The organism is Streptomyces sp. JW3, from assembly GCF_052216785.1.
Classification (GTDB): Bacteria; Actinomycetota; Actinomycetes; order Streptomycetales; family Streptomycetaceae; genus Streptomyces.
The window spans coordinates 11,498-25,331 of record NZ_JBQOUX010000060.1 but is presented as its reverse complement, the minus strand read 5'-3'; the positions used below and the strand labels follow the sequence as shown (position 1 = coordinate 25,331).

The window sequence follows — 13,834 nt, the reverse complement described above, 5'->3', positions numbered from 1 at the left end:
TCAGGACCTTTCAGGACCTCTAGGGAGCGCACCCGTGATGACCCGTACCCTGCTCACCGCCGGAGTGGGCGTCGCCGCTCTGCTCGCCCTGAGCGCCTGTTCGTCGTCGTCCGACGACGACGGCTCGGCGGCCTCCGGCGGTTCGGAGAAGCTGTCCGGCACGGTGACCGTCTTCGCCGCGGCCTCGCTCAAGGAGAGCTTCACGACGCTGGGCGAGACGTTCGAGAAGGAGCACCCCGGTACCAAGGTGACGTTCAGCTTCGGCGGCAGTGACTCGCTGGCGGCAAGCATCACCGGGGGCGCCCCGGCCGACGTGTTCGCCTCGGCCAGCCCCAAGACCATGAAGATCGTCACGGATGCCGGGGACGCGGCGGGGACGCCGGTCACCTTCGTCCGCAACCAGCTGGAGATCGCCACCCTGCCGGGCAACCCCGACAAGATCGCCTCGCTGAAGGACCTCACCGACGCGAAGCTGAAGGTGGTGCTGTGCGCCGAGGAGGTGCCGTGCGGGGCCGCCGCCAAGACGGCTCTCGACGCCAGTGACCTCAAGCTCACGCCGGTGTCGTACGAGCAGGACGTCAAGGCGGCGCTGACCAAGGTGGAGTTGAAGGAGGCCGACGCGGCCGTCGTCTACAAGACCGATGTGCACGCGGCCGGTGACAAGGTCGAGGGGGTCGACTTCCCCGAGTCCGCCGAGGCCGTCAACGACTATCCCATCGCCCGGCTGAAGGACTCCCAGAACACCGCCGGCGCCGACGCGTTCATCGACCTGGTGCGGTCCGACGCCGGGCAGAAGGTGCTGACCGAAGCCGGGTTCCTGAAGTCGTGACCGAGGCCCGCGAAGCCGTCCGCGCCCGGCGCCCCCGGGTGCGGGCCCAGCTGGGCGGCGTACCGCTGCCGCTACTGGTGCCGGCGGTGCTCGGGCTGGCGTTCCTGATCGTGCCGCTGATCGCCCTGCTGGTACGGACCCCCTGGTCGAGCCTGCCCGAGCTGCTGACCAGCGCCGAGGTGTGGCAGGCGCTGCGGCTGTCGCTGCTGTGCGCCACCGCGGCGACGGCGGTGAGCATGGTGATCGGGGTACCGCTGGCCTGGCTGCTGGCCCGGGTGGAGTTCCCCGGGCGCGGTCTGGTGCGGGCCCTGGTGACGCTGCCGCTGGTGCTGCCGCCGGTGGTCGGCGGGGTGGCCCTGCTGATGGCGCTCGGCCGCAACGGCATCGTCGGGGCGTGGCTGGACGACTGGTTCGGGCTCACGCTGCCGTTCACCACCACCGGTGTGGTGATCGCGGAGGCGTTCGTCGCGATGCCGTTCCTCGTCATCAGCGTCGAGGGCACACTGCGCGCCGCCGACCCGCGCTACGAGGAGGCGGCGACCACGCTGGGCGCCTCCCGGTTCACCGCGTTCCGCCGGGTCACGCTGCCGCTGATCGCACCGGGTGTCGCGGCCGGCGCGGTGCTGGCCTGGGCGCGGGCGCTGGGCGAGTTCGGGGCGACGATCACCTTCGCGGGCAACTTTCCCGGCCGCACCCAGACCATGCCGCTCGCCGTCTACCTGGCCCTCCAGAGCGACCCCGAGGCGGCCACCGCCCTCAGTCTGGTGCTGCTGGCCGTGTCGGTCGCGGTCCTCGCCGGGCTGCGCGACCGTTGGATGACCGCCGGATGACCGGGACGACGACCGGGACGACGAGCGACGACTTGGGCCTCGACGCCCGTCTCGTCGTCGACCGGGGCGCGTTCCGGCTGGACATCGCGCTGACCGTCGCGCCGGGCGAGGTGGTCGCCCTGCTCGGCCCGAACGGCGCCGGGAAGACCACCGCCCTGCGTGCCCTGGCCGGGCTGGCCCCGCTGACCGCCGGGCATCTGCGGCTGGACGGCGCGGCGCTGGAGCGCACCCCGCCGGAACTGCGTCCGGTCGGCGTCGTCTTCCAGGACTACCTGCTCTTCCCGCATCTGACCGCGCTGGACAACGTGGCCTTCGGGCCGCGCTGCCAGGGCGTGCGCAAGGCGGACGCGCGGGCTCGGGCGGCCGAGTGGCTGGCGCGGCTCGGGCTCGCGGAACACGCCGGGGTCAAGCCGCGCCGGCTGTCCGGCGGGCAGGCGCAGCGGGTCGCGGTCGCCCGCGCGCTGGCCACCCGGCCCCGGCTGCTGCTGCTCGACGAGCCGCTCGCCGCGCTGGACGCCCGGACCCGGCTGGAGGTCCGGGCCCAGCTGCGGCGCCATCTGGCCGAGTTCGAGGCCGTCGCCGTACTGGTCACCCACGACCCGCTGGACGCGATGGTGCTGGCCGACCGGCTGGTCGTCGTCGAGGACGGGCGGGTGGTCCAGGAGGGCAGCCCGGCCGACATCGCCCGCCGGCCGCGGACCGACTACATCGCCCAGCTGGTCGGCCTCAACCTGTACCGGGGGGCGGCCGACGGGCACACCGTCCGGCTCGGCTCCGGGCCGTCCGTCGTCACCACCGAGGACCTCACCGGGCCGGTCTTCGTGGCGTTTCCGCCGAGCGCGGTCACCCTGCACCGGGACCGTCCCACCGGTTCCAGCGCCCGCAACCGGTGGCGCTGCGAGGTCACCGGCCTGGAGACGCACGGGGACCGGATCCGGGCCGCGCTCGGCGGCGAACTGGCGCTCGCGGCGGACCTCAGCGCGGTCGCCGCGGCCGAACTCGACCTCCAGCCGGGCGCGGAGGTGTGGGCGACGGTGAAGGCGGCGCAGACCCACGCGTATCCCGACTGAACGCCGCTACTCCGCCAGCGGGTTGGGCAGCGGCAGATAGCGGGCCGCGGCACCGTCCGCGCCGGTCCAGCGCAGCAGGAGGTTGGTCTTGCCGGGCAGGGTGGGCGCGGTGAGCAGCGCGGGGATCTCGGGGAGCGGGTGCCGGGCGAGTTCGCGGCGGACGGCGGGCCACGGGTCGAACCCCGGGTGCCGTTCGGCCAGCGCCCCGGCGATCTCGATGAGGTGGTTGACGACCAGGCAGTACACCAGCCGCTCCCAGCCGGCCGCCCGGGACACCTCCGGCAGCAGCTTCACGCCCTCGGCGTCCCGGAACAGGGCCTGTACGGGCGTGCCGTGGGCGTCGACCGCGACCAGGGTGTTCTGGAGGTGGGCCTCCAGGACCACGCCGTGGGAGTGGAAGGCGGTGAGGGCCGGGGGGACGACTTGCGCGAGGTACGCCGTCCACCAGGCGTCGGGTTCGGCGGTGGCGGCGAGCGGGCTGTCCGCGAAGCCCTCGGCCAGCCCGGCGGCGAGCAGCGGGGTGGCGCCGGGCAGCAGATGGCCGCCGAGTCCGTCGCGGACCAGGACGGCGAGTTCCTCGAAGGCGAAGGCGGCGGTGCGGTAGCCGGTGTCGCCGAGCCAGGCGGCGGGGCCGCCGGACGCCGCGAACGCCGCGCGGGCCGCCGTGTCGGTGCGGCGCAGCCGCAGCAGGTCGTGGCGCCACAGCCGGCGGATGTCGTTGGTGATCCGCACGTCCAGGCTGAACTTGAGGAACAGGTCGGGCTCGGGCGCGTACAGGGTACGGATCGCGGCGGTGGGCCAGACCGGGGCGGCGCTCTCCCCGAGCCGGATCAGCCGGCCGTCGGCGAAGGCCGGGGCGAGCGCGTCGGCGGTCAGGGCGAGTTGCCAGGGGTGGGCGGGCAGCAGCCGGTAGCCGGGCGGGGCCTCGCCGAGGGCGTCGAGGGCGGTGGTGTCGCCCTCCTCGACGACCGTGTCCGCGCGCACCGCGAGGAGCGTCAGCGGGAAGCGGGCGTGCGCCTCGGGGGCGTAGGGCAGCCAGGCCGCGGCCGGGCCGCCGCCGCGGGCCTTGGGCGCGGGGTGGTGGGGGTGGCCGGTGAGCAGGGCCTGTTCGGAGCGGAGGTAGGGGTCGGCGGGCGGGACGGCGCGGGCTCGGGCGGTGAGCAGGGCGGCCACCGCGTCCCGGCTGTCGGTCATCTCGGTGGGCAGTTCGTGGTTGGGCAGGCCGGTGTGCCGGCGCAGTTCCTCGGCGACGAGTTTGACCAGCTCGGTGTGGTCGACCCGGTGCCAGCCGGCCGCCGTGCGCACCTCCGGCTCGGCGGGGCGCCGGCCGCCGCGCACCCGCAGCAGCCGGCCGGTGCCGGGCAGCCGGTACACCGGGCGGTCGCCCTCCCGGTGACCGCCGTCGCCGTCGCCGTCGCGGTCGCCGGGTCCGGAACCGGGCAGCGGCTCGGCCACCTCGCGCAGCAGGCAGTTGAGCAGCGGCACCGCCGCGTGGGCGTCGGCGAGCGCCGCGACGTCGTCACGGGTCACGGCGTCGTCGCCGGCGGGCGGGGGCAGGACATCCACGCGTTCCACTCGTTCCCTACGGTCTGTCATGGGCGGAGACGATCAGTATGTCTGCCCTCGTCACTCCCCCGTGACGCCCTGTCCGTACCCCAGCCCGTACCCAGGCCCGTACCCGAGTTCGTACCCGAGGAGACCGACCGTGCACCGACCCCCCACCGCCGAGGCCGAGGTCGCCGAGGAACTGGCCGCCGTCCGTCCCGGCCTCCTCCCCCGGTTCACGGCCGCGCTCCCGGGCGCCCGCGCGGCCGTGCTGTCCCGGCTCTGGCGTGCGCTGGCCCATGAGCCACTGCCGTGGATCACCGGCCGTGAGCCCGCCGCCGGGGGGCTGGTCCTGCGGCTGCGGGACGGGCGCCGGCTGGCCGGCCCGGACGCCGACCCGTATCGCACCGACGCCTATGTCACCGCCGTACGATGCGAGGAGTCGGAGTACGCCGATCCGGCGCGGCTGATGACCGATCTCGCCGTACCCGGTGCCGAGGGGTTCGCCGCCGAACTCGGCCACAGCGTCGCCTCGTTGGCGCTGTCCCGGGCGGGCCGGACGAGCGAGCGGGACGGGTGGCCGGAGCGCGGCTGGGAGTGGGAGCAGCGGGTGGTCGACGGGCACCCGTTCCACCCCAACTGCCGGTCCCGGCCCGGCTTCTCGGTGGCCGAGCAGCTCGCCTACGGGCCCGAGCACGGGCCGGTGGTGCCGCTGGCGCGGGTACCGGTGCCGGCGGCGGAGTGTCTGGTGGCGGGCCGCTGGCCGGCCCAGCTGCGGGACGGGGGGCGGCTGCTGCTGCCGGTGCATCCGTGGCAGGCGGCGCATGTGCTGAAGGGGGCGGGCGAGAGCGCCGGCGGGCGGCTCGACGCGCACCCGCTGATGTCCCTGCGTACCCTCGCCGTGCCCGGCGGGCCGCACGTCAAGACCGCGTTGAGTGCCCGGCTGACCTCCTCGGTGCGGGACATCTCGGTCGCCTCGATCGCCGCGTCGGCGACCCTGTCGGAGTTCGGGGAGGTCCTCGTGGCGCGCGGCGAGGGGCTGTTGCACATCACCCGGACGCTGGGCGCGGCCACCGCGCACTCCCCCGATCTGGCCGCCGTGCTGCGGGAGTCGCCGGACCAGTACGCGGCGCCCGGTGAGCGGGTGGTGCCGGTGGCGGCGCTGGCGACCACCGCGCTGCCCGGGTCGCCCGGCTGGACCGGACGGCTCGCCCGGCTCGCGCTGCGGGTGGGGCTGGGCGCCCTGGAGCTGGGCGTGGCGCTGGAGGCGCACGGCCAGAACCTGCTGGTGGTGCTCTCCCCGGCGGGCGAACCGCTGCGGCTGGTCTACCGGGACCTGGCCGACCTGCGGGTCAGCCCGGCCCGGCTGGCCCGGCACGGCGTCCCGGTGCCCGAACTGCCCGCCCGGATGGTCACCGACGACGTCACGGTGCTGCGCCGCAAGCTGTTCGGCTCGCTGGTGGCCGGCGCGCTGGCCCAGGTCGCGGGCAGCGGCCCGGCGCTGCGGGACGCGTTGGAGACGGCGGTACGGGACCTGCCGGACACGCCGGATCTGGCGGCGCTGTGCGCCGAGCCGCTGCCCGCGAAGGCGCTGACGCTGATGCGGCTGTCACCGCGGCGGCCCGGGGACCAGTGGGCGGCACTGCCCAATCCGCTGCGTACCTGAACCCGCCCGCCAACGGCCGTTTTGGAGCAGGGCACCACGGGTCAATAGGATCCGCCGATGATCACAAGTAAACGGCTGGCGGCGGGTGTCTGCGCCCTGCTCGCCGCGCTGACGGCCGGGCTCGCCCTGCCGGCCCCGGCGTCCGCCGGCGAACCCACCGGCGAGGACGCCCCCCAGGTCGACCTGGTGCTCGACGTCAGCGGCTCCATGCGGGCCAAGGACATCGACGGCGGGAGCCGGATGGCGGCGGCGAAGCAGGCGTTCAACGAGGTGCTCGACGCGACGCCCGAGGAGGTGCGCCTCGGCATCCGCACGCTCGGTGCCAACTACCCGGGCGACGACCAGAAGACGGGCTGCAAGGACACCGCGCAGCTCTATCCGGTCGGCCCGCTGGACCGCACCGAGGCGAAGGCGGCGGTGGCGACGCTGACGCCGACCGGGTGGACGCCGATCGGTCCCGCGCTGCTGAAGGCGGCCGACGACTTCGGCGCGGGCACCGGGTCCAAGCGGATCGTGCTGATCAGTGACGGCGAGGACACCTGCGCGCCGCTCGATCCGTGCGAGGTGGCCCGCGAGATAGCGGCCAAGGGCATCGGGCTGACCATCGACACCCTCGGTCTGGTGCCGAGCACCAAGCTGCGGCAGCAGCTCAGCTGCATCGCGGAGGCGACCGGCGGGACCTACACGTCGGTGGAGCACACCGACGAACTCACCGACAAGGTCAACCAGTTGGTGGACCGGGCGGCCGATCCGGTGGTGACGCCGGTCGCCACCGAGGGCGCGGACCGCTGTGCGGCGGCGCCGGAGCTGAAGTCCGGTCTGTACACCGACCGCGAGGAGTTCGGGCAGCAGCGCTGGTACCGGGTGGACCTGGCGCCGGGGCAGGAGCTGCGCTCCTCGGTGAGCGTGTCGGCCGACCGGGCCGTGGACCCGTCGTACGGGGTGCTGCTGCGGGCGGTCACCACGCACGGCCGGGAGATCGTGCGCGGTGAGGCCGCCGGTGACGGACGTACCGACGTGATCTCGACCGGGCTGCGCTACCCCAAGGCCGAGGTGGACGACGACGAGGAGGGGGACACCACCGAGACCGTGTGTCTCGAGGTGACCCACTCCTTCTCGGCCGCCTCGGGCGTGAAGACCACGCCCGGTCTGCCGCTGGAGCTGACCGTCGACGTGGTGGACGGTCCCAGCGAGGCGTCGGACGTGGCCGCCTTCGGGCTCGGCCGCGGCTGGTGGCTGCTGGGCACGCTGATCGTGGTGGGCTTCCTCGCCGGACTGGTGTGGGGCTGGGTGTCGCGCTGGCGGGTCGCCGTCTGGAGGACCAACTGATGCGGATCGAGCTGATGCGGATCAAGCTGATGCGGGTGACAGGACTGGCGGGCGCGGCGCTGCTGGCGCTCGGAGTGGCGGCGGGGCCCGCGGTGGCGGACTCCTCGCCGAGTCCGTCCTCCTCGGCCGGGGACGACGCGCCGACCCGGGCGGGTACGTCGTTCCGGACCGCGACCGAGATCGAACAGGGGCAGCGGGCCACCGCGGACGGCTCCGCCGGTGACTATCTGTACTGGTCGTTCCCCGCGGACGCCGGACAGCGCCCGACCGTGCAGGCGACGGTGAAACTGCCGGACACGCACGCGGCCCAGACCTGGCAGGTCGACGTGTACGACGGGCTGCGGCGCCGACAGTCCTGCCAGTACGGCGCGCAGACCCGGACCGCCGCGGCGGGGACCTCCTCGGTGGAACTGGCCTGTGTGCTGCGCACGGTGCGGGCCTGGTCCGAGCCGTGGGCGAACGACCCGCTGCCGGGCACCTACTACGTGCGGCTGACGGTCCTGAACCTGCCGACCGCCGACCTCGGGCTGCCGGTCGGCACCGAGGTCCGGGTCGACTCCAAGGACATGGGCGGCGCGGCGGCGGTGGACGGCTCGCTGTCCGAACCGCTGGTGCCGGGCATCGCGGTGACGTCCCAGTCCTCGGACGAGGACGAGGCCGAGGCCGAGGGCGGGGACGAGGACGGGGAGTCGTCGGACTCCGCCGTGCTGTCCGCGATCGAGCCCGAGGACGGCTGGTCCTCCGGCTGGTGGTCCGACCGGTGGGTGTGGACGGGCGTCGGCGCGGTGCTGGCCGCGCTGGCGGGCATCGGCGGCTACGCCCTGACCCGCGGCTCGGGCCGGCCCCGCGGCGTGCCGCCGGGGGCCTGACCCGGCGACCGCGCGCGTGGAGGGCCCGCCGGCCGGGCCTGGGTGCGCTGTACGGGGTCGATGCCGGCGACCGCATGTGTGAAGGCCCGCCCACCCGGCGGGCCTTCCCGCGTCCGGGGCCCTATCCGGCCGCCGCCCGCAGTGCCTTCGCCAGTACGCCGTCCCCGGTGACCTCGACACGGCCGGTGCGGACCGCCTCCGTCAGGCTCGTCTCGCCCCGGCCCACGGCGGCGCAGGTGCCGGCGTCCAGAGCCAGCCGGGCGTCGGGTTCGCGGGGGGCCGGGCCCTCGCCGTAGGCCGGACCGTCGGTGGCGCCGGCGTAGAGGTGGAAGACCCCGTCGTGGAAATCGCCTTCCCGCAGCCGGACCTCGACGACGCCCTCGCCGTCCAGGGCGCTCAGCAGCGGCAGCGCGAACCAGTGGGCGCGCAGCGCGTCGGTGGGCCGCCGCTCGGCCATCTCGCCGGCGCCCCAGCCGCCCAGGGCCTGGAGCACCGGCAGCAACTCACGGCCGCGGCCGGTGAGTTCATAGACGTAGGCCGCCGCGGGCGGGGGCAGCCGGCGGCGGGTGGTCAGGCCGTCGCGTTCCATGTCCTTCAGCCGGGAGGCGAGGACGTCCGTGCTCACCCCCGGCAGATCCGCGTGCAGGTCGGTGTAGCGGCGCGGTCCGGCCAGCAGCTCCCGGACGATCAGCAGGGTCCAGCGGTCGCCGACGACGTCGAGCGCGCGGGCGGCGGAACAGTACTGGTCGTAGCTTCGGCGAGGTGACATGCGACGCAGTCTAGACAATGTGTTGGACTTTCCAAGCGTGTACTTGGTAAAACCAAGCAACACCAGATAGCGGAGGGGACGCGGCGCATGGAGTTCCGGCAGTCGAACAAACTCAGCGAGGTCTGCTACGAGATCCGCGGCCCGGTGATCGAGCACGCCAACGCGCTGGAGGAGGCGGGCCACAGCGTGCTGCGCCTGAACACCGGCAACCCGGCGCTGTTCGGCTTCGAGGCGCCGGAGGAGATCCTCCAGGACATGATCCGGATGCTGCCGCAGGCGCACGGCTACACGGACTCGCGCGGCGTCCTGACCGCCCGCCGGGCCGTCGCCCAGCGCTACCAGACCCTCGGCCTGGAGGTCGGTGTCGACGACGTATGGCTCGGCAACGGCGTCTCCGAGCTGGTGTCGATGGCCGTCCAGGCGCTGGTCGAGGACGGCGACGAGGTGCTGATCCCGGCCCCCGACTTCCCCCTGTGGACGGCGGTGACCACCCTCGCCGGCGGCAAGGCGGTGCACTACCTGTGCGACGAGCAGGCCGACTGGTACCCGGACCTCGCCGACATGGAGTCGAAGATCACCGACCGCACCAAGGCGGTCGTCATCATCAACCCCAACAACCCCACCGGTGCCGTCTATCCCAAGGAGGTCCTGGAGGGCATCCTCGACCTGGCCCGCCGGCACGGCCTGCTGGTCCTCGCCGACGAGGTCTACGACCGCATCCTGTACGACGACGCCGTGCACCACTCGACCGCCGCGCTCGCCCCCGACCTGGTGGTGCTCACCTTCTGCGGGCTGTCGAAGACGTACCGGGTGGCCGGGTTCCGCTCCGGCTGGCTGGTGGTGACCGGGCCCAAGCAGCACGCCCGCGACTACCTGGAGGGCCTCACCATGCTGGCCTCCATGCGGCTGTGCGCCAACGCGCCCGCCCAGTACGCCATCCAGGCCGCGCTCGGCGGCCGGCAGTCCATCCACGAGCTGACCGCGCCGGGCGGCCGGCTGTGCGAGCAGCGGGACACGGCCTGGGAGAAGCTCAACGAGATCCCCGGGGTGTCGTGCGTGAAGCCCAAGGGCGCGCTGTACGCCTTCCCGCGCATCGATCCCAAGGTGCACCGCATCCACGACGACGAGAAGTTCGTCCTCGACCTGCTGCTGCGGGAGAAGATCCAGGTCGTCCAGGGCACCGGATTCAACTGGCCGGACCCGGACCACTTCCGCATCCTGACCCTGCCGCACGCTCAGGACCTGGAGGCGGCCATCGGGCGGATCGGGCGGTTCCTGGACGGGTACCGGCAGTAGACCGGCCGTAGCCTTGCGGTATGGGTGATCTCTTCCTCGTCCGGCACGGCGAGACCGAGTGGTCGCGGTCCGGGCGGCACACCGGGCTGACGGACGTGCCGCTGACCGAGCACGGCCGGGAGCAGGCCCGGAGTCTGGTGCCGCTGATCCGCTCGCACCGGATCGGGGCCGCGTTCGTGAGCCCGTTCCAGCGGGCCCGGGAGACGGCCGAGCTGATCGGGCTGCACGGCCTACGGATCGACCCCGACCTGCACGAGTGGGACTACGGCGGCTACGAGGGGATCACCACCCCGGAGATCCAGCGGGACCGGCCGGGCTGGTTCCTGTTCACCGACGGGGTCGCGCCCGGACCGCCGGACCACCCCGGGGAGACGCCGGAGCAGGTCGGGCAGCGGGCCGACCGGGTGCTGGGCAAGGTGGACGCCGCGTTCGCGGACACCGAGGGGTGCGTGGTGCTGGTGGCGCACGGTCACTTCCTGCGCGTGCTCACCGCCCGCCACCTGGGCCTGTCCGCCGCCGACGGCGCCCTGTTCCAGCTCGCCACGGGCACGCTGTGCCGGCTGGGCACCGAGCACGGGCGGCCGGTGATCGCCGCCTGGAACGTCCGGCCCGGACCCCCGAGCACGCCCTAGCCGGAAGTTACCCGTGCGTTCCGCATGTCGGAGTGGTGACAGCGGCAACTGTTCGGGCCCGTGTGCCCCGTGGCACCGTCATGAGCGGTCGACGGACGGTGGGAGGGAGCGGGCACATGAACAAGGGCTACGCCGTGTACTGCGACGCGGACCCGTGCTTCTACGACGCGCCGCACCGCGTCGCGCCCCGGCCGGGCAGCGGACGCACCCGGTACACGCTGGCCGCGGCGCCCGTCCCGGCGGGCTGGCAGCGCCACGAGAGCGGCGACTGGCTGGCGCTGCGCCCGGTCGACACCGACCTGCCCGACCAGGGCTGGAAGATTCATGTCTCCGCCTGTCTGGACAACGCCGAATCGGTGCTGGAGCGGGTGTGGCGGCACTGCGTCGAGGGGGGCACGGCGTTCAAGTTCGTGCCCAGCCGCTATCTGCTGCACCAGCGCAACGCCAAGTACGCGGACCGGGCCGGCAGCGGCAAGTTCATCACCGTGTACCCGGCCGACGAGCAGCGGTTCGAGCGGCTCGCGGGCGAGCTGACCGAGCTGCTGGCCGCCGAACCCGGGCCGCACATCCTCAGTGACCTGCGGCTCGGCGAGGGCCCGGTGCACGTGCGGTACGGCGGCTTCACCCGGCGCGACTGCTACGACGCCGAGGGCGAGCTGCGGCCGGCCGTGGCCGGTCCGGACGGGGTGCTGGTGCCCGATCTGCGCGGGCCCGTGTTCCGGGTACCGGAGTGGGTGACCGTGCCCGCCTTCCTGCGGCCGCACCTGGCCGCCCGCTCCGCGCTGACCGTGGCCGACCTGCCCTACACCATCGAGTCGGCGCTGCACTTCTCCAACGGCGGCGGGGTCTACCTCGGCCGGGACTCCCGCAGCGGCGAGCGGGTCGTCCTCAAGGAGGCCCGTCCGCACGCCGGACTGGCGGCCGACGGGGCCGACGCGGTGACCCGGCTGCACCGCGAACGGCGGGCGCTGGAGCGGCTGTCGGGGCTCGGCTGCACCCCCGAGGTGCTCGATCACCTGACCGTCGGCGAGCACCACTTCCTGGTCCTGGAGTACCTGGACGGCAAGCCGCTCAACACGTTCTTCGCGCGCCGCCACCCGCTCATCGAGGCCGACCCGGGCGAGCGGCGGCTGGCCGAGTACACCGACTGGGCGCTGGACATCCACGCCCGGGTGGCACGGGCCGTCGCCGACGTGCACGCACGCGGCGTGGTCTTCAACGACCTGCACCTGTTCAACATCATGGTCCGGGACGACGACAGCGTCGCCCTGCTGGACTTCGAGGCCGCGCACCACGTCGACGAACCCGGCCGGCAGACCGTCGCCAACCCGGCCTTCGTGGCGCCCGCCGACCGGCGCGGCGTGGCGGTGGACCGGTACGCGCTGGCCTGTCTGCGGCTCGCCCTCTTCCTGCCGCTGACCAGCCTGTTCGCCCTGGACCGGCACAAGGCGGCGCACCTCGCCGACCTGGTGGCCGAGCACTTCCCGGTGGACCGGGGCTGGCTGGACGCGGCGGTCGCGGAGATCACGGCCGGTGCGGACGCCGTCCCGGCGGTACGGGAAACGGCCGGGGCGGACGCCGTCCCGGCGGCAGGGGAGTCGGCCGGTGCGGGCGGCGCGGCCGTGCTGCGCAGACCCGGCGAGCCGTTCGTTCCGGTCGCGCCGGGTGACTGGCCGCGCAGCCGGGAGTCGATGGCCGCGGCGATCCACGCGTCGGCGACCCCGTCCCGTACCGACCGGCTGTTCCCCGGCGACATCGCGCAGTTCGCGACGGCGGGCGGCGGGCTGGCCTTCGGCCACGGCGCGGCCGGGGTGCTGTACGCCCTCTCCGTCAGCGGCGCGGACCGGGTCGAGGACGAGGAGCAGTGGCTGCTGGACCGCACCAAGCAGCCGCCCTCGGGCACCCCGCTCGGTTTCCACGACGGGCTCGCCGGGATCGCCTGGACCCTTAACCACCTCGGACACCGCGACCGCGCCCTGGACCTGACCGAACTCCTCCTCGACCAGTCCCTCGACCACCTCGCCCCGGACCTGCACAGCGGCACCGCCGGTATCGGCCTCGCGCTGGACGCGCTGGCCGCCGCCACCGGGGACGCCGCGGCGCGGTCCGCCGCCCTGCGCTGCGCCGACCTGACGGCCCGCGGGCCGCGCGCCGGTTCCGCCGGCCGGCCCCGCGCGGGACTGCTGCACGGCGCCACCGGCCCGGCCCTGCTCTACCTGCGGCTCTACGAACGCACCGGGGACTCCGGACTCCTCGACCTGGCGCGGGACGCCCTGCGCCAGGACCTGGCCCGCTGTGTCCGGGGCGCGGGCGGCGCGCTCCAGGTCGACGAGGGGTGGCGCACCATGCCCTACCTCGGCGCGGGCAGCGTGGGCATCGGCATGGTGCTCGACGACTACCTGGCGCACCGCGCCGACGAGGAGTTCGCGCGGGCGCGGGGCGAGATCGTGGCCGCGGCGCAGGCCATGTTCTACGCCCAGCCCGGCCTGTACCGGGGCGTGGCCGGGATGGTGCTGTACCTCGCCCGGACCACGGCCCCGGCGCCCGGCACCGGTCCCGGCGCCGTGCGGCGCCAGCTCGACGCGCTGTCCTGGCACGCCATGTCGTATCGCGGCCGGCTCGCCTTCCCCGGCGAGCAGATGATGCGGCTGTCCATGGACCTGTCCACCGGCACGGCCGGCTGTCTGCTGGCCGTCGCCGCCGTGCACGGCGACCCGCCCGCCGGGCTGCCGTTCCTGCCGCCGCTTTCGGGCGGCACCCCCGGACTCGGCCCCACCAGGGGTCGTGATGAAACAACGGAACCCGTTGCCGTACGAGAGGAACTGTCATGAACCTGTTCGAACTGCAGTCGCTGGAGACCCCGAAGGACGAGGCCATGGGCGACGTCGAGAGCGGCAGCCGCGCGAGCCTGCTGCTGTGCGGCGACAGCAGCCTCAGCGTCACGACCTGTAACTGACCGAGGTCGCTCGGCACCGGCGCCCCGGGCACTCGCCCGGGGC

At 74.3% G+C, this 13,834-nt stretch carries 12 protein-coding genes; 10 read left to right on the top strand and 2 right to left on the bottom strand.

The window, feature by feature from the left end; all coding sequences use genetic code 11:
* Positions 1-37: 37 nt before the first annotated feature.
* The 3 genes from modA to ACTT8P_RS23290 are packed head-to-tail and all read left to right on the top strand — an operon-like array spanning position 38 to position 2,729.
* Positions 38-829, top strand: coding sequence for a molybdate ABC transporter substrate-binding protein (modA, locus tag ACTT8P_RS23300; RefSeq protein ID WP_442833646.1), 792 nt, complete (start codon positions 38-40; stop codon positions 827-829).
* Positions 826-1,659: a molybdate ABC transporter permease subunit gene (gene modB / locus ACTT8P_RS23295; RefSeq protein WP_442833645.1), complete on the top strand. Its 834-nt coding sequence runs from the start codon at positions 826-828 to the stop codon at positions 1,657-1,659. The genes modA and modB overlap by 4 nt, the downstream gene beginning before the upstream one ends.
* On the top strand, positions 1,656-2,729 hold the full coding sequence (locus tag ACTT8P_RS23290) for an ABC transporter ATP-binding protein (protein ID WP_442833644.1): 1,074 nt from the start codon (positions 1,656-1,658) through the stop codon (positions 2,727-2,729). Before modB ends, ACTT8P_RS23290 begins: the two co-directional genes overlap by 4 nt.
* Positions 2,730-2,735: 6 nt before the next feature.
* Here the strand turns inward: ACTT8P_RS23290 and ACTT8P_RS23285 are convergent, their stop codons facing one another.
* On the bottom strand, positions 2,736-4,325 hold the full coding sequence (locus ACTT8P_RS23285) for an IucA/IucC family protein (protein WP_442833643.1): 1,590 nt from the start codon (positions 4,323-4,325) through the stop codon (positions 2,736-2,738).
* 109 nt (positions 4,326-4,434) lie between these two features.
* On the opposite strand from ACTT8P_RS23285, the gene ACTT8P_RS23280 reads away from it, so the two are divergent.
* From ACTT8P_RS23280 to ACTT8P_RS23270, 3 genes are read left to right on the top strand one after another with little or no spacing between them, the layout of a single operon-like run.
* Positions 4,435-5,940 (top strand): IucA/IucC family protein, encoded by a 1,506-nt coding sequence (locus ACTT8P_RS23280; protein WP_442833642.1) that lies wholly within the window; start codon positions 4,435-4,437, stop codon positions 5,938-5,940.
* 57 nt (positions 5,941-5,997) lie between these two features.
* Positions 5,998-7,269, top strand: a complete 1,272-nt coding sequence (locus ACTT8P_RS23275) for a VWA domain-containing protein (protein ID WP_442833641.1) — start codon at positions 5,998-6,000, stop codon at positions 7,267-7,269.
* A gap of 29 nt (positions 7,270-7,298) precedes the next feature.
* The gene (locus ACTT8P_RS23270) at positions 7,299-8,138 is read left to right on the top strand and encodes a hypothetical protein (RefSeq protein ID WP_442833675.1); all 840 of its coding nucleotides are present in this window, start codon (positions 7,299-7,301) and stop codon (positions 8,136-8,138) included.
* A 121-nt stretch (positions 8,139-8,259) separates the two neighbouring features.
* Here ACTT8P_RS23270 and ACTT8P_RS23265 read toward each other — a convergent pair whose 3' ends face one another.
* Complete coding sequence (locus tag ACTT8P_RS23265; RefSeq protein WP_442833640.1) at positions 8,260-8,907, bottom strand: winged helix-turn-helix transcriptional regulator; 648 nt, start codon at positions 8,905-8,907, stop codon at positions 8,260-8,262.
* Positions 8,908-8,994: 87 nt separating this feature from the next.
* Here ACTT8P_RS23265 and ACTT8P_RS23260 point away from each other — a divergent pair, with 87 nt between their 5' ends.
* From ACTT8P_RS23260 to ACTT8P_RS23245, 4 genes are all read left to right on the top strand, one after another.
* Complete coding sequence (locus ACTT8P_RS23260) at positions 8,995-10,203, top strand: pyridoxal phosphate-dependent aminotransferase (RefSeq protein WP_442833639.1); 1,209 nt, start codon at positions 8,995-8,997, stop codon at positions 10,201-10,203.
* A gap of 20 nt (positions 10,204-10,223) precedes the next feature.
* On the top strand, positions 10,224-10,835 hold the full coding sequence (locus ACTT8P_RS23255; protein ID WP_442833638.1) for a histidine phosphatase family protein: 612 nt from the start codon (positions 10,224-10,226) through the stop codon (positions 10,833-10,835).
* A 116-nt stretch (positions 10,836-10,951) separates the two neighbouring features.
* Entirely contained in the window at positions 10,952-13,666 is a 2,715-nt protein-coding gene (gene lanKC, locus ACTT8P_RS23250; RefSeq protein WP_442833637.1) for a class III lanthionine synthetase LanKC, read from the top strand.
* On the top strand, positions 13,663-13,791 hold the full coding sequence (locus ACTT8P_RS23245; RefSeq protein WP_184821471.1) for a mycelium formation morphogenetic lantipeptide SapB: 129 nt from the start codon (positions 13,663-13,665) through the stop codon (positions 13,789-13,791). The genes lanKC and ACTT8P_RS23245 overlap by 4 nt, the downstream gene beginning before the upstream one ends.
* The last annotated feature ends 43 nt before the right edge of the window (positions 13,792-13,834 follow it).

Bases quoted from the DNA above. Each gene is read 5' to 3' on its own strand.
- ACTT8P_RS23285 (WP_442833643.1), bottom strand. From the start codon at position 4,325: ATGACAGACCGTAGGGAACGAGTGGAACGCGTGGATGTCCTGCCCCCG.
- ACTT8P_RS23275 (WP_442833641.1), top strand. From the start codon at position 5,998: ATGATCACAAGTAAACGGCTGGCGGCGGGTGTCTGCGCCCTGCTCGCC.
- ACTT8P_RS23265 (WP_442833640.1), bottom strand. From the start codon at position 8,907: ATGTCACCTCGCCGAAGCTACGACCAGTACTGTTCCGCCGCCCGCGCG.
- ACTT8P_RS23245 (WP_184821471.1), top strand. From the start codon at position 13,663: ATGAACCTGTTCGAACTGCAGTCGCTGGAGACCCCGAAGGACGAGGCC.
- modA (WP_442833646.1), top strand. From the start codon at position 38: ATGACCCGTACCCTGCTCACCGCCGGAGTGGGCGTCGCCGCTCTGCTC.
- lanKC (WP_442833637.1), top strand. From the start codon at position 10,952: ATGAACAAGGGCTACGCCGTGTACTGCGACGCGGACCCGTGCTTCTAC.
- ACTT8P_RS23270 (WP_442833675.1), top strand. From the start codon at position 7,299: ATGCGGGTGACAGGACTGGCGGGCGCGGCGCTGCTGGCGCTCGGAGTG.
- ACTT8P_RS23255 (WP_442833638.1), top strand. From the start codon at position 10,224: ATGGGTGATCTCTTCCTCGTCCGGCACGGCGAGACCGAGTGGTCGCGG.
- ACTT8P_RS23290 (WP_442833644.1), top strand. From the start codon at position 1,656: ATGACCGGGACGACGACCGGGACGACGAGCGACGACTTGGGCCTCGAC.
- ACTT8P_RS23260 (WP_442833639.1), top strand. From the start codon at position 8,995: ATGGAGTTCCGGCAGTCGAACAAACTCAGCGAGGTCTGCTACGAGATC.